At 32.7% G+C, this 888-nt stretch carries 3 protein-coding genes; all 3 read right to left on the bottom strand.

The window, feature by feature from the left end:
• Positions 1-240, bottom strand: a 240-nt coding sequence (locus tag KIV40_RS32525) for a hypothetical protein (RefSeq protein WP_285353487.1), incomplete at its 3' end; no start/stop codon positions are given.
• Positions 237-596, bottom strand: coding sequence for a hypothetical protein (locus tag KIV40_RS32520; protein WP_285353485.1), 360 nt, complete (start codon positions 594-596; stop codon positions 237-239). The genes KIV40_RS32525 and KIV40_RS32520, both read right to left, overlap by 4 nt.
• 4 nt (positions 597-600) lie before the next feature.
• Positions 601-888: hypothetical protein (locus KIV40_RS32515; RefSeq protein ID WP_285353483.1), on the bottom strand; the 288-nt coding region annotated here is incomplete at its 5' end.

Raw genomic sequence — 888 nt, 5'->3', positions numbered from 1 at the left:
TCCAGACAATACAAAATTTATAAGAAAAACCTTATTGTCATTAATTTTAAAGTACACTTTCAACTCGTCACTGAGGAAAGAGTACACATCATTACTAATACTTACAACTTTTGGCGATTCTATTATCTTCTTTTTTCCATTATCTGTGAGAAACTTTAATACAGTTAATAAATCATTTTTATTTTTCGTCGATAATACATCCAAACCACTATTGAATTCTTCTGTTGAAAATAGTTTCACTTTTTTTCTCCTAGAATATTCATCAAGCTTTTTGTAAGTTTTTCACTTTGCTCGTAATCACCATCTTCAATTAACTTTTTAATCTCTTTGATACCAGCTTCCGATACTTCGCTTCTAACTATGCTTTTAAAATGTTCTTCACTAATAGGTTTAGCCTTTTCTCTTCTGTTCAATAATTTTAAGACTATGTAACAAACTAACATGCCAACGATAAACCCTGACACACCAATGGCATAGTTCGAATATTGATCACTACCTAACTTTAAAAGTAAAAAAAGTATAGACACTACCGCAGCAACGATTGAAATAACACTTGTAAAAGTGTTAACAATAGAATTAACTTTATTTTTTTTCATGTCATCAAATCCAGTTTACTGCCAATAGAAGTATAAACAATCCAAATAAATTTGGAATTGGTGTACCACATAGCTTGGTTAATTTTTGGTCTTCTTCCCAACCAAACTTCCGAACAATAGTCGACATAGCCCAAACACTGACAACCATTGCTAGTAATATCCACGGGATCGTTGCTATTTTCTCGACAACTTCGGGTGTCCTGTCTGAAACTGGTATGTTCCTCATTAGTTGAGCACTACCTGTAATATAAACAAGGATTCCCGTTACAGATAGATCAAAACCGACTGCAAG

The organism is Vibrio sp. D173a, assembly GCF_030248475.1.
The sequence above is the reverse complement of the archived record's forward strand: the minus strand, read 5'-3'. Positions and strand labels throughout refer to the sequence as shown.